We start from the raw sequence: 20,438 nt of genomic DNA, 5'->3' as shown, positions 1-20,438 counted from the left end.
CCTCTCATGGACAAAAGCGGGGATAGGGACGGATTGATGTCAGAGGTTCGTCCGAGCGCTGCCGGAGCGCGCCGAGGGATCGGGCGAGGCAGAAGCATGACAACAGGCCAGTGAGCGCCGAAGCCAGGAACATGGCCCAGAGCAGGCCGGAGAATCCGAAGAAGGGCGGCAGCAGCGCAAGCAGCGGAAAGAGAAGATATCCGTTCTGCGCCAGGCCGACGGCAAGGGCGGCGTTCGGCCTGCCCTGCGCCTGGAAGAGGATCAGCACGGTCTGCCGGAGGCCGAACAGCAGGAAGGGAAGATGGGTTGCGACGATCGCCTGGCCGGCGATCGAAAGCACGGAAGCTTCGTCGGTGAAAAACGCGGCAAGACGCTCGGAAAAGATGATCGCTGCCAGCCCGTAGACGCCGCCGACCGCGCTCGTGACAACTGAGAGCATGCGGGCTGCCGCCAGCACCCGGGAGATATCCCCGCGCCCCCAGGCAAAGCTCAGGATGGACTGCGCCCCGAGCGAAATGCCGATGACCGGCAAAGCGCCGACCGCAAGCAGCCGCAAGGCGATGCCGACGCCGGCGATGCCGTCTTCACCGTGATAGGTGCCGGCGACCGACAGCATCGCAGCGATTGCGCCCGCCGTCGCGAGGCTCGTCAGCGTCGTCGGTGCGCCCACAGCAAGGACCGCCTTGAGATGCCTGAGGTCGCCGAATGGCCAGCCGAACGTCAGTCGGATCGTCCCAAGCCGCCTCGCATGATAGGCGCCGTAGATCGAGAGCGCCACGAGCTGGGAGAGGATGGTTGCCATCGCCGCGCCCTGCAGGCCGAGACCGAAGCCAAAGATCATGATCGGGTCGAGGATGATGTTCAGCGCGAAGCAGGCGACGAGCGTCCACATGCTGAAGCGGGCATTGCCCTCGGCTATTGCCAGAAAGTCGAGAATGATCTGCGCCATCGTCAGTGGAATCGAGACCACGATGACGAGGAGATAATGCTGTGCCAGCGGCTCGATCGCTGATGTGGCGCCGAACAGCAGAACCGAGGGAAAGGCTGCGATCGCAACCGCGCTTGCGGCGCCGAAGGCGACGCCGGCGGCAAGGCTGACCGAGGCAAGGGTGCTGGCTCTCGACCGGTTGCCGGCGCCGAGTGCGCGCCCGACCTCGGTCGCCACACCGACGCCGATGCCTTCGCCGAAAGCGGCGACGAGCATCAGGACCGGCAGCACGATCATGATCGCGGCGATCTGGTCTTCGCCGATCATGCCGACGAAGATCATGTTGATCGTGTGGTGGGCGGCGTTGATCGACAGGCCGAACATGGCGGGCAGCCCGAGCCGCAGCAGCAGCCTGAAAAGGTGCGGGCTGGCAAGATCTTCCGGCGCAAGCCGCCCTTTCCGCAGGCTGCCGCTCATCTCGCTCATGTCGTTCATGATGCCGGCACCCAGAGATGATCGCCGAAGAAACGCTCGCGGCTCAGCATCACGAGCAGCGCCCGCTTATGCGGAAAATCGAAATGCTTGACCTTGGCGAAGCCCGAGCGGTCGAGATTGCGGATCTGCTGCTCGTGGCTGGCGCGCGGCTCGCCGACGATGCGCTGCGTGCGGGGATCGTCGAGGAAGATGAAATGCATCAGCGAGGGAAGCCAGGCGCTGATCCATTTTTTTCCGCGATGATCCGGCTCACCGATCGCCACATGCCAGCCGCGATCGTAATCATCGGCATCGTAGAAGGGACCGAGCCGGTTCTCCTTGGCCCAATAGACTTCGAAATAGCCGAAGGGGATATCGGCGAAACTGCCGATCAGCGGCAGCACATGCGGATCGGCGATCCGCTCCTCCAGGATCTCGCGGTGTTTCTCGATCGAGCCCGAATCCTCCCAGATCGTGTTGACCTGTTCATCGTTCATCCAGCGGTGGAAGGCCGCAAGATCGGTCTCGGGATCGACCACGCGGAAGCTGATGTCCCGCTCCAGCCAGGGAATGAAACGCTGGTAGACGGTGCCCTTCGGCTTTGCCGGCCGGCGCGGATGATAGCGGCCGGCGGTCATCTCGCGTACCGGCGGCAGCGGATAGGTCAGCTGCGGCAGCCACAGCGACGGCCATTGCCAGAGGACCGCGGAATCGAGCTTCCCCGTGCTTGAAATATGATGGGGAAGGCCTGCCTGATGGCCTTCGAAGACGACCGACTTGATCGAGCGATCCTCCGCCGTCACCGCTTCGGCCGCCGCCATCAGAAGCTCCGCCGATTGCGGCGGCTCGCCGTGGTAGAAGGCGATCGTTGCGACGCCGGCCTCGGCCTCGAAGGCGGCTTCGTGCTGTCCATGCGCGGTCTTCAGGTGGACGATGTTGGGGGCGAGCCTGATGTAGCTCCGCGACTGCAGAGCCCGCCTCTGTCTGGCGGCATCGAAATCCATGATGTTCTCCTTGATCGGCAAGACATTTGACGCTGCGAGCATGAAGCCTGCTCCTGTGCCGATTTGGTAGAATGACGATCCACCTTCGGCCCGATTTAGGGTGAGGCGAAGAAAAAAATTCTCATCAATTTTCTAAACCGCGGCCATCAGGATCCGTCATTTGCGCATGACATCCATCTCTGCAGGAGTTTCGAATGGACAATCTTGAGCCCCGCGACGATCTCTGGATCGTCGTCATTGACACCGAGCACCACTACTCGGTCTGGCCGCAGGACAAGCGGATTCCGGTGAGCTGGAAGGCCGCGGGCTTTGCCGGTTCGCGCCAGGAATGCCTGGCCCATATCCGCGACGTGTGGACCGATCCCCGCCCGCTCTCCCTGCGCTCGGCGATGGCCGGCGATGCGCGTCTCTGAAAACCTCTGGATGGCAAGATGAACAAGCAGATCACCAATTTCGCCGATGCCCGTCCGACCGACGCAGTGGACGCCGTCTTCGAGAGCTTTCCGCTGACCATCGCGCAGAAGCGCATCTGGTCGCTGGAGCAGATCGGCAATTACACGGTCTTTCCCGCTCAGGTCATAGGGCTGCGGCTGAGCGCCGCGATCGACGTCGAGACGATTGCCGGCGCCTGCCGCGCGCTCGTGGCGCAGAATCCATCGCTTGCCTTCCGCTTCCGCCGGCTGGCGGGCGGCCGCATCGAGCAATATCGCGGCGCGTCGAGCGAAGTGCCGCTCGATATCCTCGGCAAGGACGGCGCGGCTCTTTCCGAGCCCGATGCCTTGGCCGCACGGAAAGCCTTCCGCGACAAGCGCTTCGATCTCCTGGAAGGGCCAGGCGCACGCATCCAGATCATCCGGCTTGCCGATGGGCAGTCGCTGCTGACGATCATGCTGCATCCGATCATCTGCGACGACCGCGAAAAATCCGTTCTTGCCGGGTCGCTGGCCAGCATTCTCGATGGCGAACCCGCCGGCGATATGCAGCCGGTGGAAATCGCCGCCGGGGCGCGCGAGGCCGATTGGCTGGAGACGGATGAGGCGCGGCAGGCGCTTGCCTACTGGCGCGATGCGATAGGTTTGGACTATGCGGCCTCGACCTTCCCGACCCGTTTCAACAGCGGTGGGCTGGCAGGCGTGGCGCGCGCCGAGCATCGGTTTTCGATCGCCCCCGAGCTCTGGAGCAAACTCGAACGGCATGCGAGGGGGAAGGGCGTTCACGTCGAGCGCGTGCTTCACGCCGCCTTCTGCGCGCTTCTGGCGCGCTACAACGGCAACTATGCCCTGCTGACCGGCCTGCTTGTCGCGCGGCCCCGCACCGAACATCTCGCCAGCCGCGGCCGCGCCGAGCAGGTTCTTCCCCTTGTGCTCTCGCTGACCTCGAGACACTCGCTCGACGATGTCGTCGCGGCGATCTCGTCGGTGACGCAGGAGGGGCTTGCCCGCCTCGTGCCGCTGGAGCGCATCACGCAGGAACTTGTTGTCGACGAGGCAGCCGCCCAGGAGGCCGTGGTCAAGGCCTTGTTCGAATTCCGCGAACCTTATCCCGTCCCGAGGCAGGCGACGAACCTGGAACCCTCAGGCGCACGCGCCGACAGCGAGCTCTCCCTAGTCGTCGAGGCTCGCACGGATGGCGGCGCGTACGGGCTGATCGACTATGCCGGCGATCTCTATGACGACGCCCTGATTGCCCGTGTCTCCAGGCATTATTGCCTGGTGCTGGAGCAGATCGTCGCCAAGCCCGATCTCAGGATCAGGGATATCGAACTCATGGGCAGCGACGAGCTCGACTGGCTGTCGGCGCCCTATGAGGATGACGCCGTCAATGACGACCGGCCGGTGCACGAGCTGATCTCGGCCCATTCGCGCCGCACGCCAGACAAGACCGCGATCGTCTATGGCGACGAGGAGTGGAGCCATGGCTGGCTGGAGGCGAGCACCAACCGCCTCGGTCATCGGCTGCGGCAACTCGGCGTTCGCGCCGAAGTGACGGTCGCAATCTTCATCAAGCGCTCGCCGGAGGCGATCGTCGGCATCCTCGCGACCTTGAAGGCCGGCGGCGCCTATATTCCCGTTGAGCCTGACCATCCGCCGGTGCGCAACCACCACATCCTGCGCGATGGCGGCGTCAAGATCGTGCTCACCCATAGCTGGCTGCGCCACCGCCTGCCGGAAGAACTCGACGCGACCGTCCTCGAACTCGACAAGCTCGATCTCGAGGGCGAGCCGGATACGCCGCTTTATGTTCCCACGCACAAGGACCAGCTCGCCTATGTCATGTACACCTCGGGCTCGACGGGATTGCCGAAAGGCGTCGCCGTCGAGCACGGGCCGCTGACGCACCATCTGCAGAATACCTCGCGCGTCTATGGCATGAGCTCGGAATCCCGCGAGCTGCCCTTCCTGCCCTTCAGTTCGGATGGCGGCCATGAGCGGTGGATGAACCCGCTGATGGAAGGCGGCAGCATCATTCTTCCCGACCAGCCGCTCTGGACGCCTGAGGAGACGCTGACGGCGATGCGCAAGCATGGCGCCAACAATGCGAGCATTCCCACAACCTATCTGCAGCAGCTGGCGGAATGGGCCGATAGCACTGACAGCGCGCCGCCGATGCGGCTCTATTCCTTTGGCGGCGAGGGGCTGGCGCAAACGACCTTCGATCTTCTGTCGCGGGCGCTGAAGTCGGAATGGCTGATCAACGGCTATGGTCCCACGGAAACGATCATGACGCCGATGGTCTGGAAGGTCAGGGCCGGCACGAAGTTCCAGGGCGTCTATGCGCCGCTCGGCCGCGCGGTCGGGCTGCGGCGCGTCTATGTGCTCGATCCCGATCTCAACCTGTGCCCGATCGGCGTGACCGGCGAACTCTATATTGGCGGCGAGGGCATCGCGCGCGGCTATCTCGGCAAAGCAGATGCGACCGCCGACCGTTTCATCCCCGACCCATTTTCCAAGAAGGGCGGCCGGCTCTATCGCTCCGGCGACCTGACACGTTGGCGCGAGGACGGAACGGTCGAATTCGTCGGCCGCGTCGATCATCAGGTGAAGCTGCGGGGATACCGCATCGAACTCGGCGAGGTCGAAGCCGCACTCCTCCAGCAGCCCGGCGTCGGCGAAGCCCTGGTCGTTCTGCGCGATGACGATGCCGGCGGCGAAAAGGCGCTGGTCGCCTATGTCGTGCCGAAGAAGGATGAGAGGCTTGACGTCGAGACGGTGCGCGCCGGCCTCGAGCGCAGCCTGCCATCCTATATGGTGCCGGCGGCCGTGGTCGAACTCGAGAAGATGCCGACCAATCCGAACAGCAAGCTCGACCGCTTCGCGCTGCCCGCACCCCAGCCGGTCAAACGCGCAATCATCGAGCCGGCGACCGCGCTCGAAGAGGAGGTGCTGGATGTCTGGCGCCGGGTTCTCAAGCTGGAAGCGATCAGCGTCGAGGATAATTTCTTTGCCATCGGCGGCAATTCGCTGGGCGCGATCCGCATCCTCACGCAGCTCAGGCAGCGCCGGCCGAAGATCCCGCTCACCGTCGCCGATATCTTCAACAACCCGACCATTCGCGCCTTTGCCGGCGTGATGGAGCAGGGGGAGGAGCGCGATCTCTCCGAGGTGATCGTGCTGCGCGCCTCCGGCGCCAAGCCGCGGCTCTATTGCTTCCCGGGGCTCCTCGTCAGCACCCGCGAATATGTGAAGCTCGTCGATTATCTCGGCGCCGATCAGCCGGCGACCGGCTTCATTTGCCACTCGCTGTCCGAGAAGAAGGAAGTCGGGGCGCCTGTTGAAGAGATCATCGAGAGCTATGTCGACTATATCAGGAAGCACAGCGGCGGCGCGCCCTGCACTTTCCTCGGTTGGTCCTGGGGCGGGCTCCTGGCTTACGAGGCCGCCCGCACCCTTGCTAACGAGGTCGACGTCAGGATGATGGCGATGGTCGATGTCTGCGACCTCGGATCGGAATTTGCCATCGGCGCCAAGCCGAGGTTCCGGCCCGGCGAACGCGACATGCTGCACCGGGACGTGCAGGCATGGCTGCAAAAGACGGCGATGCGGCCCGAATCGGACCGGCTGCTGTCGACGATGGACGCCGATACCTACGAGCAGTTCCTGCGCTTCGTCGGCGACGAGAAGGATCCGCTTCCCACAGACGGGCCCGACATCAGCAGCCGCGAGCATACGTTCTGGGTGCTGATCGACAACGCCCTGATCTTCCGCAAGCACCGGCTCGTTCCCCATGACGTGCCGATCTATCCCTGGGCGGCCGATGACAGCCTCAACCGCGGCCTCAACCTGATCGATTGGCGCCGCCTGTCGCCGCGGGCTCGCGCGGCCGAAATCATCACCGGCACCAACCATCTGCACATGATCGGGTCTCCCGCCTTCCATTCAAGGCTTGCCCTGCGTCTCAAGGAAACAGAGAAGGATAACGCATGACCGTCGCTTTTACCCGCAGGGATGCCCTCAACGAGCCGCTCGATCTTGCCGGCATCGGCATCGGTCCCTCCAATCTGAGCCTTGCCTGCCTGCTGGAATCCGTGCCCGAAGTGCGCAGCCGCTTCTTCGAGCGGCGAGCCTCGTTCGACTGGCATCCCGGCATGATGATGCCCGGGGTCGAGCTGCAATCATCCTTCCTGAAGGACCTCGTCACGCCGGTCCTGCCGACGAGCCGCTGGTCGTTCGTCTCCTATCTGGTGGCGCATAAGCGGCTCTACGCCTTCCTGAACGCCAATTACGAGGCCGTTCCCCGGCAGGAATTTGCGCGCTATCTCGCCTGGGTCGCCAATGGCGTTGACGGCTTGCGCTACGCAACTGAAATTCGCGACGTGGAGCACCGCGACGACCGTTTCGTCCTGCGCTTCGACAACGGCCAGGAAGAAGCGACGAATCTGGTGATCGGTACGGGGTCTTCGCCCTTCGTGCCCGACTGGGCGAAACCCTTCCTTGGGCCCGATTGCTTCCACAACAGCGATGCCAAGTCGCGTCTCAAGGATCTTCGCGCCGGCCGCATCGTCGTGGTCGGCGGCGGCCAGAGCGGCGGCGAGGTGGTCGACGCGCTGCTTGGGGATGCCAGCTCGATCAAGGAGCTGACCTGGATCAGCCGGCGCCACAATTTCGAGCCGATCAACGACACGCCGTTTTCGAACCAGGTCTTCTCGCCGGAATATGTGCAGGCCTATCTGAAGCTCAGCGGCGAGCAGAAACAGGCGGCGCTGAAGAACTCGATCCTGACCAGCGACGGCCTGTCGATCTCGACGATCCACTCGATCTACCGACGCCTCTACGCGCTGCGGTATCTCGATCAGAGCACGCTGAACGCATCTCTGTCGCCGAACCGCGACGTGATCCAGATGGAGCGGAACGGCAATGCCTATCGGCTGATCGTCCGCAACCATTTCGACGGCGGGATCGAGGTGCTGCATGCCGATGCGGTGGTGCTGGCCACCGGCTACAGGTTCCGTTTGCCGGATGCGCTCGGTTCGCTCGGCGAAAGGATCAGCCTCGACAGAAATGGATATCCCACCTTGAACGACGACTACACGATGCAGTGGACAGGCCCGAGGTCCAACCGGCTGTTTGCCCAGAATGCCGGCCGATACTCGCACGGCATCGCCGACTCGCAGCTCAGTCTCATGGCCTGGCGCAGCGCCAAGATCGTCAACACGATTCTCGGCCGGCAGCATTTCGATGCCGAACCCGACAATGCGCAGCTGGTCTGGGCGACGGAGGCAGCTTCCGCCATGCCGCATCAGCTCCGGGTCGGCTATGGGGACGGCATGCTCTCGTCCTGAAACGTCAGGACATGAATGCCGGGCGCGGCGGATGATGAGCGGGCGGCCAGTGCGACGACGTGCTGGCTGCCGCTCTCGACCAGGCGGTGATGCCATTGCCGGTCCGGTTCGCCGCTGTGAACCAGAACGGGGATGCCGTCCTGCCAGGAAAAGGCGACGCTGCGGGCATCCCCGCGCAAGCCCACCCCGAGCGCCTTGAGATGGCTCTCCTTCAGCGTCCAAAGGGCAACGGCCGCACGCGGCCGTTCGCCCGCAGGCACTTGATCGAGCCACCGCCGTTCGTCCGGACTGCAATAGCTCTCCACCGCCGCCGCTTCGACCTCGGCATCAGCGCGTTCACAGTCGATCCCGACGCGCGCGCATTCCGAAGCGACGGCGACCGCCACCAGCCCGTCGGCATTGGAAAGGCTGAACTGCAGCGTGTCGCCGCCCTCGACCGCCAGCTTGCCGTGCGCATCCGCCAGCAACACGACCTTGTCAGGCCGCGTTTCGGTATGCGCGCTCAGCACTTGCCGCAGCAGATAGCGGCCGGCGATGAACGAGGTCCGGTCGCGTTCGAAGCGATAGGTCGCGGCGCGCTCTCGCTCATTCGAGGACAGCGACCGTATCCAGCGCTCCCCATCGCTTCCGTTCTGCGGATATTGCCAGAGCACGACATCGATGGCGGCCGGCTGGTTGTCTGATTGCTGCATGCGGCCAGTATGCGTACCGCTGCCCGATTGGCAATCGGGCAGCGGGTTATGTCCGCAATCGCCGAGGGGGCCTACTCCGCGGCTTCGATGAACCGATGGCGTTCGTAGAGGAACTTCAGCACGGCTTCGCGGCATTTGAGATATGTTCGGTCGGAGGCGAGTTCGATGCGGTTGCGGGGAAGGGGCATGGGCACATCGAGCACTTCGCCGATGCGGGCCGCCGGGCCGTTGGTCATCATCACGATGCGGTCGGAGAGCAGCACCGCTTCATCGACATCATGGGTGATCATCACCATCGTATTGCCGAGCCGGGCGTGGATTTCCATCACCGCATCCTGAAGATGGGCGCGCGTCAGCGCATCGAGCGCGCCGAAAGGTTCATCGAGCAGCAGGATCTTCGGCTCCATGGCAAGCGCGCGGGCAATGCCGACGCGCTGCTTCATGCCGCCTGAGATTTCCGCGGGCCGCTTGTCCTTGGCGTGCGCCATCTGCACGAGGTCGAGATTGGCCATGACCCAGTCATGCCGCTCGGCCTTGGTCTTCGTTCGGCTGAAGACCTTGGAGACGGCGAGATTCACGTTCTCATAGACCGTCAGCCAGGGCAGCAGCGAATGGTTCTGAAAGACGACGGCACGTTCCGGACCCGGTTCGTTGACCTCGCGATTTTCCAGGAGCACAGCGCCTGAAGAAACCGGGGTCAGGCCGGCGATGAGATTGAGCAGGGTGGACTTGCCGCAGCCGGAATGCCCGATGATCGAGATGAATTCGCCCTCGGATATTGTCAGGTTGATATCCTTCAGGACTTCGGCGCGCACGCCGCCGCGATCGAAATGCTTGTCGATATGATCGAGCTTGAGATAGGCGTTCATCAGAATGGTCCTTAGTTGGCCATGGCGCCGCGGGTGACGAGTTTGCCGAGCGCGGCCACCAGCTTGTCGAGGGCAAAGCCGACGATGCCGATATAGGCGAGCGCGACGATGATGTCGGGAAGGCGCGAGGAGTTCCACGCGTCCCAGATGAAGAAGCCGATACCGACACCGCCGGTCAGCATTTCAGCCGCGACGATGGCGAGCCAGGAAAGGCCGACGCCGATCCTGAGGCCGGTGAAGATGTAAGGGGCTGCCGACGGCAGCATGATCTTCCAGAAGAATTCGAACTGGTTCAGCCGCAGCACCTCGGCGACGTTGCGATAATCCTGCGGAATATTGCGGACGCCGACGGCGGTATTGATGATGACAGGCCAGATCGAGGTGATGAATATAACGAAGATCGCCGAAGGGTTGGAATCTTGGAAGGCGGCGAGCGACAGCGGTAGCCAGGCGAGCGGCGGCACCGTGCGCAGCACCTGGAAGATCGGATCGAGGCCGCGCATCGCCCAGACCGACTGGCCGATGATCGCCCCGACGATGACGCCTGTGACGGCGGCAAGACCGAAGCCATAGGCGACGCGCTGCAGCGAAACCAGCACGCGCCAGCCGAGCCCGATATCCTGGGAGCCGTAGTTGAAGAACGGGTAGGCGATGAGATCGTAGCTGTCCTGCCAGACCTGGTGCGGCGACGGCAGGGAGGCGTCCGCCGATGAACAGAGCGCCTGCCAGAGGAGGAGGACGAGCGCCAGCACGACGGCCGGCGGAACGACATTTTGGAGTGCGGTCAGCGCCGCACGGCGAAAATCGATCCGCGATCCTTGCTTGCCGGAGAATGACAGAACCTTCGCCGCCGGCTTGGCGGAGGCGACGATCGAGGGAGTTTCTTTATTTGCCAGGGCGGACATCAGCGCGCTCCTCACGGGAATGGAAGGCCGGCGCGCCGCGCGCGCCGGAGGCGGGATCAGGAGACGGCCTTGATTGAAAGGCTGTCGAGATAGGCGGAGGGATTTTCAGGATCGAAGACCTTGCCGTCGAAGAAGGTCTCCTTGCCGCGCGATGAGGAGGCGGGAATATCGGCCGCGGCGACGCCCAGATCCTTGGCGGCCTCGCGCCAGATGTCCTCGCGGTTCACCTGGTTGACCAGCGCCTTGATGTCGGTTGTACCGGGCAGATTTCCCCAGCGGACGTTTTCGGTCATGAACCAGGTGTCGTGGCTCTTGAACGGATAGGAGGCGCCGTCCTTCCAGAATTTCATATAAAGGTCGGTGGCCTTGGCCTCGCGGCCGTTGCCGTAGTTGATGTCGCCCTTCAGGCGGCCAAGCACGTCCTTTGTCGGAACGTTGAACCATTGGCGCTTGCCGAGGATCTCGGCCATCTCGGACTTGTTATCCATGCTTTCGCACCATTGCTGCGCCTCCATGACAGCCATCAGCAGGGCCTTGGCGGCATTCGGGTTCTTTTCGATCCAGTCGGCGCGCATCCCGAGCGCCTTTTCAGGATGGCCTTTCCAGAGTTCGCCGGTGGTCGCCGCGGTGAAGCCGATGCCCTGGTTGACGAGCTGCTCGTTCCACGGTTCGCCAACACAGAAGACGTCCATATTGCCGACCTTCATGTTGGCGACCATCTGCGGCGGCGGCACCACGATTGTGGAAACATCCTTGTTCGGATCGATGCCGCCGGCGGCGAGCCAGTAGCGGATCCAGAGGTCGTGGGTGCCGCCCGGGAAGGTCATGGCGGCCTTGACCTCCTTGCCCTCCGCCTTCTTTTTCTCGAAAGCGGCTTTCAGTTTTGAGGCATCGAGCTGCACGCCGGTCTCGGCATATTCCTTGGCGACGGAAATGCCCTGGCTGTCGAGATTGAGCCGGGCCAGGATCGCCATCGGCACCGGCTTGTTGTTCTGCGTCACCTTGCCCGTCTGCATGAGGTAGGGGAGCGGCGAGAGGATGTGGGCGCCATCGATGCCGTTGGCCGCGCCGCCGAGCACCAGATTATCTCGCGTCGCGCCCCAGGAGGCCTGCTTGGCGACATCCGTTTCCGGCAGGCCGTGCTTGTCGAAAAAGCCTTTTTCCTTGGCGATGATCAGCGGTGCGGAGTCTGTCAGGGCAATAAAGCCGAGCTTGACGCCCTTCACTTCAGGACCCGTCCCGGCCGCAAATGCGCCGGAGGGAAAGGCAGTCTTGACGGCGCCGATCAGGGCGGCCGCAGCCGTCGTCTTGAGCATGCTGCGGCGGGTGATGCCGGTTGTCGAAATGCCAGTCGTCGAAATCTTTTTCATCTGCAGGTTCCCCTCTGCTTGCTGAGTTCGGACGCAAAAAAACGCCGCCGGCATCTGCGTTCGGAATGGGAGATCCCGGACAGCAAAAACCTTGCGACGTCGGTGTCGAAATCGGCGCCTATGCCGCGCCTCTCTGCCTCGGTCGCCGTTGACCGGGCGTTTGGGAACTTGCAACCCGCGTGCCAACTCAGAGAAGGGGAAGTAACAGCCAGAAGCGAAACAAGAAAATCGGAAATTTCAGAAGTGATTATTTAATATGCATGAGCAGAATGTGATTATCATTTGTGCGAATGCGAATGCAGCTCGCACGCGCGAAGCGCCAAATTTGTGCAGCGCACATAAAGTAACCACGCGAATTAAGCCTTCCGGATCCGATTGAACTGCTCCGTGCGGTCGACTGCCGAGGGTATCAAACGACCCATTATCAATGTTGGCGGTCTGACGAATCGCAACGCGGCGGCAGTCTGGCGGCGCCCGCAGCGTTGAATTTCCGCGTCCGGCAAAGTCGTAATTCTGCTTATTTTCCAGTAACTTTGAGTGGAGGCGGCTTCGAATTGATCGCGGAAGTAATTGCGCCCACCAGAGATTTTGAAAACCGGACGACTCTCCTCGTTTAGTTAATACTAAATTATCGAATCCGATGGGAGATTCGCATTAACCGGCAGCGACCGTCCCAAGAGGAGACCCGCATGAAGCGCCCGAGTATCAAGCAAGCTCTCATCCTGAACCTGTCCATCATCAGCATGTTCATACTTGGTCTGTCCTATGTCTCGCTGGACACCATTTCCTCGCTTCGCTCAAATGCGGAACAGGTCGGTACGTTCTGGGTGCATCGGCTGGTGACGGCGCGTGAAATCAAAGCGAACTTTCTTGATCTGAAACTTGCCCATGCTCGGTATTTGCTCGAAGACACGGTGGAAAACGACAAAACCGGAAAGCAGGCGATCGCGGCCGCTTCATCGGGGCTCGACACGGTTGTTGGCGATTACGAAAAGGGCGTTCGCACCGAGCGCGGGCGCCAGCTGATCAATCAGATAAAGCCGGAACTCGACAAATATCGCGCGTTGGCGGAGCAAATGATTGCGCTCGAAGACAGCGGCAAGACAGCTGAGGCAGTCCGGCTTTTCAAGGAGAAGATGGAGCCGCAGGCCGAGCTGGTGAACAGGGGGGTGGCGGATCTGGTGGCATTCATTCTCAGCCAGACCGAAAGCTTCGTAGCGGCAAGCGATGCGTCCGCGAATTCCGCTTTCATGCTGACAGCTGCGATCGCCTCGCTGGCCTTGCTCGTGGCTATCGCGGGTATCGTCTTTGCGATTTCCGGCATTGCCAATCCGATCCGCAATACAGCGTTCGCCATGAAGCGGTTGTCGGCTGGAGATCTCGACAGCGATATTCCATATGCCGGCCGCGCGGACGAAATCGGTGAAATGGCCGGCGCAGTTGAAGTGTTTCGCCAGAATGCCCTCAACGTTGTCAGGCTTGAGAAGGAAGCTGCCGAATCCCGCAGTGAGAGCGAGGCGGCGCGGGCCGCAGCCCAGCAGCGTGCCGAACGCGAAGCCGAGCAGCTGCGCTTTGCAACCACCACCTTGGGCGGGGGCCTCCGGCGCCTTGCCGCGGGCGACATATCCTTCCAGATCTCGGAGCGATTTGCCGCTGAATACGAAGCATTGCGCGACGACTTCAATACTTCGCTGCGGCAATTGGGCGCGACGATCGGCGCGGTGCTCCAGACGGTACACAGCATAGACAACGGTACCGGTGAAATAGCATCCGGTGCCCAGGACCTGTCGAAGCGCACGGAACAACAGGCCGCTTCACTCGAGGAGACCGCCGCCGCGTTGGACGAGATTACCTCGAATGTCGCGATGGCGACGAAACGCACCGAGGAGGCGCGCAATATCTCTGTGGAAGCCAATGTCAGCGCCCAGCGCTCGGCCACGATCGTGTCGGAGGCGGAGCAGGCCATGCGACGCATCGAGGACAGTTCGCAGCAGATTTCCAACATCATTGGCGTCATCGACGAAATTGCTTTCCAGACGAACCTGCTGGCGCTCAACGCCGGTGTCGAGGCAGCGCGCGCAGGTGAGGCAGGAAAGGGTTTTGCGGTGGTCGCACAAGAAGTCCGGGAACTGGCGCAACGAGCCGCGCAGGCGGCCAAGGAAATCAAAGGTCTCATCCAGAAGTCGTCGACCGAAGTCGAGCACGGGGTCAAACTTGTACTCGAAACCGGAACGTCACTGAAATCGATCGGCGAACGCGTGGCCGAAATTAATCGAGCCATGGACGCGATCGCCACCTCGGCGCGCGAGCAGGCGACCGGGCTTTCCGAGATCAACACGGCGATCAATCACATGGATCAGGCAACTCAGCAGAATGCGGCGATGGTCGAGCAGTCCACGGCCGCCGCCTCTTCACTAGCCTCAGAAGCAAGCCGCCTGCGCGAGCTGGTCAATCAGTTCCAATTGGATGGTGACAGAGGCCCAGTGAATGCCCAGTCCAATACGCACTCCGTGGAAAGCAGCATGCCGTCGCAGGTGGTCGCTCTGCGGCCCGCGATGCGAAGGTAAATTTGCCGCCGTGGTCAGTCTCGTCAGTTTGAAGGGACGACTCCCTGATGAGAAGAATGGTGCAGCTTCAGGCTGTGCTGCTGTGGACAAAGAGGTTCCGGAGGAAGCTCTTGTCCACAGGCTGCACCGGTCCGACGCCAGACATCGCCCGGCATTCCGCGAATTTGGGATCTGCAGCGGTCGGGTTGCCGCCGGCGGGTACTCTCGATTAGCACTCTTTAAGATGTTCAATGCGACATTCGGGCGAACGAAATAGCGAGATCGCCTTGAGCAACAAACGATCCAGGACAAATGTCGAGCTTGAGAACCTGCTTCGCCAGCTTGGGCTGGCCCTTGAAGCGTCCGGGATCGGGATCTGGCAGCACAACATCGCAAGAAATCAGACGCGATGGGATGAACAGCTCAAATTGATCTATGGCGTTCCGAAAGCGCCGCTCGATGTCATCTGGCTGGACAGTATCCATCCTGACGACCTGGTGGCGACAAACGAAATATTTCTGCGCGCGATCGAAACCAAATCGGATTATGCATCCGAGTTTCGCATTATTCGCCCGGATGGCGCGATCCGCTACCTGCGTTCGCGCGCTCGTTATTTCGTCGATGCCGCCGGCGACCCGTGCTTTGTAGGCGCCGAATGGGATGTGACGGAGGATGTGCTTCTCAACAAGGAGCTGGAGCGGAGCCGGGCAGAGGCGCGCTTCGCGGCCGATCACGATCACCTCACCGGCCTGTTGAACCGGCGCAGCTTCGATTTCGCCCTGTCCGAACTTGCCAGGCAGGAGAGCGTCAAGGTTGCGCTTCTTCATATAGACGTGGACCATTTCAAGGAGATCAATGACCGCTTCGGACATGCGGTCGGCGACCTCGTGCTCAGTCATGTCAGCAATATTCTATTGGAGGCGATCTCGGCGGGTGACTTCGCGGCACGGCTCGGCGGCGATGAGTTCGCTGTCGTCATCACCGAGGACGAGTGTGACAGGACGATTGCGGTGCTCGATCATATTCAGAGACGTCTGGGAAGCCCGCTTCCTGTCGGAGATCAGACGCTCATCGTGCGGTGTTCGATCGGCGTTGCGAGCGCCATGAGCGCCGATTTCGCCAGGCTGCTCTCCCAATCCGATCTGGCGCTGTACCACGCCAAACGCAACGGCCGGAATCGGGCCGAGATTTTTTCCGACGAAATGGCTTCGACACTGGCGAACGAAAGGCAGCTCGCCCAGGATCTGCGGTCCGGGCTGGCGCTCGGCCAGATCCGCCCATTCTACCAGGTGCAGGTCGACGCCAGATCTTTCCGGGTGAATGGCGTCGAAGCTCTGGCGCGGTGGCATCATCCCACCCGAGGAATTCTCGCCCCGGCGCATTTCCTGTCCATCGCCTCGTCGAATGGATTGGTCGCAGAGCTCGACGATGTCGTTCTGAAGGCTGTTCTGTCGGATATGAAATCCTCCGCTTCCCCGCTCAAAGGCATTCGGGTCTCCGTCAATCTCTCCGCCGATCGTCTCGACGATCCCGAGCTGACGGCCAAGCTCGACGGCTATGACATCCCGCCCGGTCGGTTGAGTTTTGAGCTGATAGAGACGATATTCCTGGACAGCCTGAGTGACCAGGTGCGGCAGAACATCCAGGCCATCAAGTCCTTCGGTATCGACATCGAGATCGACGACCTCGGCTCGGGTCACGCCTCCCTGTTGGGCCTGCTCGAGCTGCGGCCGGATCGCGTCAAGATCGATCGCCAGCTTGTGACGCCGATTTTGCAATCGGTGCCCAGCTGCCGGCTGGTCGGCTCATTGGTCGACATAGCGCGGGCGTTGGATATGGAAGTGATTGCCGAAGGCGTGGAGACGCTCGAGCACGCCAACGTGCTTGCCGCGCTCGGTGTCCACACCCTCCAGGGCTATGCGTTCGGACGACCGCAGTCGTTTGCCGATCTGTCGGCGCGATTAGACCAGGAGATATTCGATTGCGAGCGGGCAGAAATTGTTGGGGCCGGTCGATAACGTCGAAGCGATCGAGCGACGGCAGTTCATCGCCTGCCCTGGTGCGCGTCGCCAGAACCGCTCTAGCTTGCTTTCCAGTTCGCATTATTGGGGATTGACCGCTGAGGCACCACGACCTGGATGATGGACGGACTGTTCAGGTTTTCTTTGGCGCCGCTTATGGCATCCTCCAGTTCGCCATAGGTGTCCACTTTCCAGCCCCGGCAGCCAAAGACCTCTGCCAACTTGCTGTAATTCCATCGGTGCAGGATGCATGAGGTGTAGAACGGCCTGTTACCATGGAAAACCGATGCATCGGCAAGCCATTGCTCGACGCCATAGATGCCGTTGTCCATCACGAAGATGATCGGGTTGAGATTGAAACGGGTTTGTGTCGAGAGGCATTGAGCGGTCATCTGAAACCCGCCATCCCCGGCAAAGACCAGCAGCCTCTGGTTAGCTTGCTTCGCCAGCGAAACTCCAGTCGCGGCCGGGCCAATATAACCGATCGCCGAATAGGATGATTGGACGATGAAGCCGCGGCGAGCCCCCACTTCAAGAAGCAGGCTCCCGAAATAATTCAAACTGGCGTCGGCACCAACGATGGTGTTTCCGTCGATCTGCTGCTGAATGAAATCGTAGAAGCCCTGATAGGTGATTTCGCCTGTCGGATTCACGATCGGCGCCTGTCGGGCCGTTTTCGCCGGTAGGCTTTGGGGTTTGCATGTCAGCCTTTTGTCGATCAAGCCGTTGACGAGATCCGCCAACGAAACCTGTGCGTTGAAGATCGTGCCATATTTCACTGTATCCCATGAGGCGAATGCGGTTTTGTCGAGATCGATAGGCCAGCCCAAATCGTTGATATCAGTCAACCAGACGCCCAGCGCCAATACGAAGTCGGAGTCTTTGACCAAAGACTGGACATAGGATGACGACGATTGGCCATCGAACACCCCGGCAAACTGGACATCGTCTTCCGACAGGATGGCCTTGCTCAAAAGCTCGGTCACGTAGGGAATTTTGAGGTCCTGGATAAGCCGCTCCGCCTGGTCGTGAAGACCGAACCGGTCGATCTCGACACCGATCCAGATCAGAGGTTTGGTCGCGTTCTGCAATCTTTCGCTGATTTGCGCGATCGACTGATTGAGACTGTCCTCGTCGGATATGTCAGGCGCCGCTTTCAATGCATTCGACGGGCGCGTGCATTCCAGGTCGACCATATCCTCCAGCAACTCGACATAGACCGGACGTCTTTCCGTGATGCACTGTGTCAGCGCATAATCTATCAGCATTGGCGCAAGATGAGGGCTGTCTATGCGAACGGTAGCGGCGGTTATGTATTCGAACACCTGCCGATCCGTTTCGCGCCCGCTGATGAAGTGGTGCGAACTATAGCCGGTTTGTTCGAATCTCAGCGTTTTCTGGACACTTGGCGCACCGTTGATCAGGACGACCGGCACTTTCTCGACGTAGCATCCGGCGATCGCATTTGTCGCACAAAGCGAGCCTGCGGAATAGGTGACGCACAGCGCGCCAATTCCTTTCAGTCTCGCATAGCCGTCGGCCGCATAACCGGCATTCAGTTCATTCACCTCTTCGATGACCTGAATATCGCTTTTCTCGACATAGCTGTTTACCCATTCGATCGAATAATCGCCCGCCACCGAAAACAAATGTCCCAGACCCAGTTCGCGAAGTCTGTCGACCAGATATTGTCCAACCGTGTATGTATCGCCCATGTTCCAGCGGCTCCCCTGTTGACGAGAATTGACGAATATTAGAACTCGCTCGCGTTATCGAATAAGCGCGGTATGTATATGTCGAATATTCCGGGGCATTTTCGTTCTGGAAATCTTTCCAGCAGGAAGCGCTTGAAAGCATCATTGGTGAGTCCGTGGCCGGCGGCCTCTATGGCGACGGACAAATACTCTATATTTTTGGCAACCTCGTTTTTGTCAGCCGGAAAGCCGTGACCGGGAAGGAACAGCTCATAGTCGGACAGCAGCATGCCCTGCAAAACCCCGATCCAATGCTCCATGTATTTCGTCAGATAAAGGTGCGTTCCGCTGTAGATCAAGTCTTGGGCAATAAAAACGCCGACATCAGGAAGACCTATGGTGAGGAGAAAATCGATCTCCGTATCAACGACTTCATCAAATACGTATTTGACTCCGTCGATGATCTCGTGGCCGGCGCGGACGGTTTTTTCGGGAATCACCAAGGTCTTCGGAGCGAGGTTGCCAAGTTTCCAATGGTCATTCAGGGAATCCTGGCCATGCTGCCTCAGGAACTCCTTCGTTTCCGACAGTGCATGAATCGGAATGTCGCTGAATGCGGCTCCCAGGCCAAACCAATGGTCCGGGTGCCTGTGCGACAGGTAAATCCGGTCGATCTCCTTGCCGAGACTGTCGGCATAGGCCCTGAATTGCAGCGCGTAGGGGACGAGGAATTGCCCATCGACAAGAACAAGCTTGTTCCTGCCTTCGATGATGTGCGTCGCGTTGGCGATATTGTCATCCGTGAAAGCCGAAATGAACGTGTGAATACGAACATCGCCTGCTCGCCTGACGATTTTAATGGGCTCCGGCAATTGCGCCACCATAGGTATCTCCCTGATTGAAAGGTCTTTGCTGAGGTTTGACGTTCACCCGGGCATGGCGGAGACTTGGTTCCCCAGCATTCGCGGGCTGTTTCCAACATTTGCGCGCCGGAGCGCCATCACGAATGAGATCGACGGCCGTGGGACGCGATCTTTTCCTCCAATGTCCTCAGGGCGGCGCGCGCAACGTCGTAGGCGCTGTCGACATCAGCCTCCGGCGCGTCCTCGCCGGGCCGCCAGAAACGTCTGCGCGTCATTCGCATCGAGCTCTCGAAGGGGGGAATCGCGTTGAAGACTTCGACGAGATAAGGGCCGGAATAGACCGGTTCGATTTCGTCCAGCATGATCTCCCAGGGAATCCAGCTGTCGCTGACAGCGCCCCGGTCCGGCGCCGAGATATGAACGTAATTCAGCCGGCTCTGCTGTACTGCCCGGGCGATGTTTTTCCTGAAGATTGCCGGCCCCTGGCTTTCCATCACGACCTGGGCTGTATCGACCGTGACGCCACCGACCGGAATGTCGGCGCTTTCGAGAAAATCCAGCGCTTCCGAGACCATTGTCGGCCCGGGCGTTTCCCAATTCTTGACGGGTTCGATGGCGAGCTTCACCCTCTTCTCGGCAGAATATTGCGCCAATTCCCGGAAGATGGAGGCCGCCGCCGCATATCGTGGCTTCATCCACTCCTGAAGCGCGTCGCTCCAGATCCCATCGCCGTCATCCGTCAGCGGGAAGACACCATAGGGGTACAGGAATGGCCCCGACATGATCGTATTCTCCCCGCCCAGCACCGAGGTGATGTCGACGCGGGATTTGAGATAGGACAAAGCCTGCTTGCGCTGTTCCTCGTAGGTCGAGGTCGGATCGAAGCTTCGCGTGGTCCCCACATTGGTTGTGAACCTCACATCCCGGAAGCCGGCCCGATCGAACGCTCGTCTGAGGCTGATATAGCTTTCGACCTCAGCGTGATGATCGGCATGAACCGGGCCTGGGGCGATATGCACATCGAAGCCGGTGTAGCCGATCTCTGTAAGAGCTTTCAGATGTCTGACGAGAACCTCTGTATAGCCCGCGTCATTCGGCCTCAAATCCGCCGTAAACATAAAGAAGCTGAAATATATATCTCGCCTGCGTGCCTCTTCCATCTTCATCGCTCCAGCTGTGACTATCCAGTAATGCGTGGTTCAGGATGATGTCTCGCCGGGCATTGTATGAGGCGAGATCCTTTCCCGCCTCCTTCACATCGCCATCCGGCTGAAACAAGCGCTCGGCGCCGGG

The 20,438-nt window shown here is 60.9% G+C and carries 14 protein-coding genes; 5 read left to right on the top strand and 9 right to left on the bottom strand.

Annotated elements, in window-relative coordinates:
- Positions 1–4: 4 nt before the first annotated feature.
- Positions 5–1,423, bottom strand: a complete 1,419-nt coding sequence (locus RHE_RS28820) for an MATE family efflux transporter (RefSeq protein ID WP_011428765.1) — start codon at positions 1,421–1,423, stop codon at positions 5–7.
- On the bottom strand, positions 1,420–2,406 hold the full coding sequence (locus tag RHE_RS28815; RefSeq protein WP_011428764.1) for a GNAT family N-acetyltransferase: 987 nt from the start codon (positions 2,404–2,406) through the stop codon (positions 1,420–1,422). The genes RHE_RS28820 and RHE_RS28815 overlap by 4 nt, the downstream gene beginning before the upstream one ends.
- A 194-nt stretch (positions 2,407–2,600) precedes the next feature.
- Between RHE_RS28815 and RHE_RS28810 the strand changes: the two genes are divergently transcribed.
- Genes RHE_RS28810 through RHE_RS28800 form a run of 3 tightly spaced genes read left to right on the top strand, consistent with a single transcriptional unit; the run spans position 2,601 to position 8,185 of the window.
- The gene (locus RHE_RS28810; RefSeq protein ID WP_011428763.1) at positions 2,601–2,819 is read left to right on the top strand and encodes an MbtH family protein; all 219 of its coding nucleotides are present in this window, start codon (positions 2,601–2,603) and stop codon (positions 2,817–2,819) included.
- Positions 2,820–2,837: 18 nt separating this feature from the next.
- Positions 2,838–6,830 (top strand): non-ribosomal peptide synthetase, encoded by a 3,993-nt coding sequence (locus RHE_RS28805; RefSeq protein ID WP_011428762.1) that lies wholly within the window; start codon positions 2,838–2,840, stop codon positions 6,828–6,830.
- On the top strand, positions 6,827–8,185 hold the full coding sequence (locus tag RHE_RS28800; RefSeq protein WP_011428761.1) for a lysine N(6)-hydroxylase/L-ornithine N(5)-oxygenase family protein: 1,359 nt from the start codon (positions 6,827–6,829) through the stop codon (positions 8,183–8,185). Before RHE_RS28805 ends, RHE_RS28800 begins: the two co-directional genes overlap by 4 nt.
- Here the strand turns inward: RHE_RS28800 and RHE_RS28795 are convergent.
- From RHE_RS28795 to RHE_RS28780, 4 genes are all read right to left on the bottom strand, one after another.
- On the bottom strand, positions 8,158–8,877 hold the full coding sequence (locus RHE_RS28795; protein WP_011428760.1) for a 4'-phosphopantetheinyl transferase family protein: 720 nt from the start codon (positions 8,875–8,877) through the stop codon (positions 8,158–8,160). The genes RHE_RS28800 and RHE_RS28795 overlap by 28 nt on opposite strands.
- A 71-nt stretch (positions 8,878–8,948) precedes the next feature.
- On the bottom strand, positions 8,949–9,746 hold the full coding sequence (locus tag RHE_RS28790; protein ID WP_011428759.1) for an ABC transporter ATP-binding protein: 798 nt from the start codon (positions 9,744–9,746) through the stop codon (positions 8,949–8,951).
- An 11-nt stretch (positions 9,747–9,757) separates the two neighbouring features.
- The gene (gene ntrB / locus RHE_RS28785) at positions 9,758–10,651 is read right to left on the bottom strand and encodes a nitrate ABC transporter permease (RefSeq protein WP_011428758.1); all 894 of its coding nucleotides are present in this window, start codon (positions 10,649–10,651) and stop codon (positions 9,758–9,760) included.
- 56 nt (positions 10,652–10,707) lie between these two features.
- Entirely contained in the window at positions 10,708–12,021 is a 1,314-nt protein-coding gene (locus RHE_RS28780; RefSeq protein ID WP_011428757.1) for a CmpA/NrtA family ABC transporter substrate-binding protein, read from the bottom strand.
- A 689-nt stretch (positions 12,022–12,710) separates the two neighbouring features.
- On the opposite strand from RHE_RS28780, the gene RHE_RS28775 reads away from it, so the two are divergent.
- Together RHE_RS28775 and RHE_RS28770 are read left to right on the top strand one after the other, a co-directional pair.
- Entirely contained in the window at positions 12,711–14,588 is a 1,878-nt protein-coding gene (locus RHE_RS28775) for a HAMP domain-containing methyl-accepting chemotaxis protein (protein WP_011428756.1), read from the top strand.
- Positions 14,589–14,818: 230 nt separating this feature from the next.
- On the top strand, positions 14,819–16,585 hold the full coding sequence (locus RHE_RS28770; protein ID WP_011428755.1) for a putative bifunctional diguanylate cyclase/phosphodiesterase: 1,767 nt from the start codon (positions 14,819–14,821) through the stop codon (positions 16,583–16,585).
- Positions 16,586–16,647: 62 nt separating this feature from the next.
- On the opposite strand, the gene RHE_RS28765 is transcribed toward RHE_RS28770, so the two are convergent.
- The 3 genes from RHE_RS28765 to RHE_RS28755 all read right to left on the bottom strand — a co-directional run bounded on the left by RHE_RS28765 (position 16,648) and on the right by RHE_RS28755 (position 20,311).
- Positions 16,648–18,303, bottom strand: a complete 1,656-nt coding sequence (locus RHE_RS28765; protein WP_011428754.1) for an alpha-keto acid decarboxylase family protein — start codon at positions 18,301–18,303, stop codon at positions 16,648–16,650.
- Between the two features lie 38 nt (positions 18,304–18,341).
- On the bottom strand, positions 18,342–19,166 hold the full coding sequence (locus RHE_RS28760; protein ID WP_011428753.1) for an MBL fold metallo-hydrolase: 825 nt from the start codon (positions 19,164–19,166) through the stop codon (positions 18,342–18,344).
- 116 nt (positions 19,167–19,282) lie between these two features.
- Positions 19,283–20,311 carry a sugar phosphate isomerase/epimerase family protein gene (locus RHE_RS28755; protein WP_166486958.1) on the bottom strand — a complete coding sequence of 343 codons (1,029 nt, stop codon included), beginning with the start codon at positions 20,309–20,311 and terminating at the stop codon, positions 19,283–19,285.
- Positions 20,312–20,438 lie beyond the last annotated feature (127 nt).

The organism is Rhizobium etli CFN 42, from assembly GCF_000092045.1.
In the GTDB taxonomy this organism is placed as follows: Bacteria; Pseudomonadota; Alphaproteobacteria; order Rhizobiales; family Rhizobiaceae; genus Rhizobium; species Rhizobium etli.
This window is presented reverse-complemented; position numbering and strand designations above follow the sequence as displayed.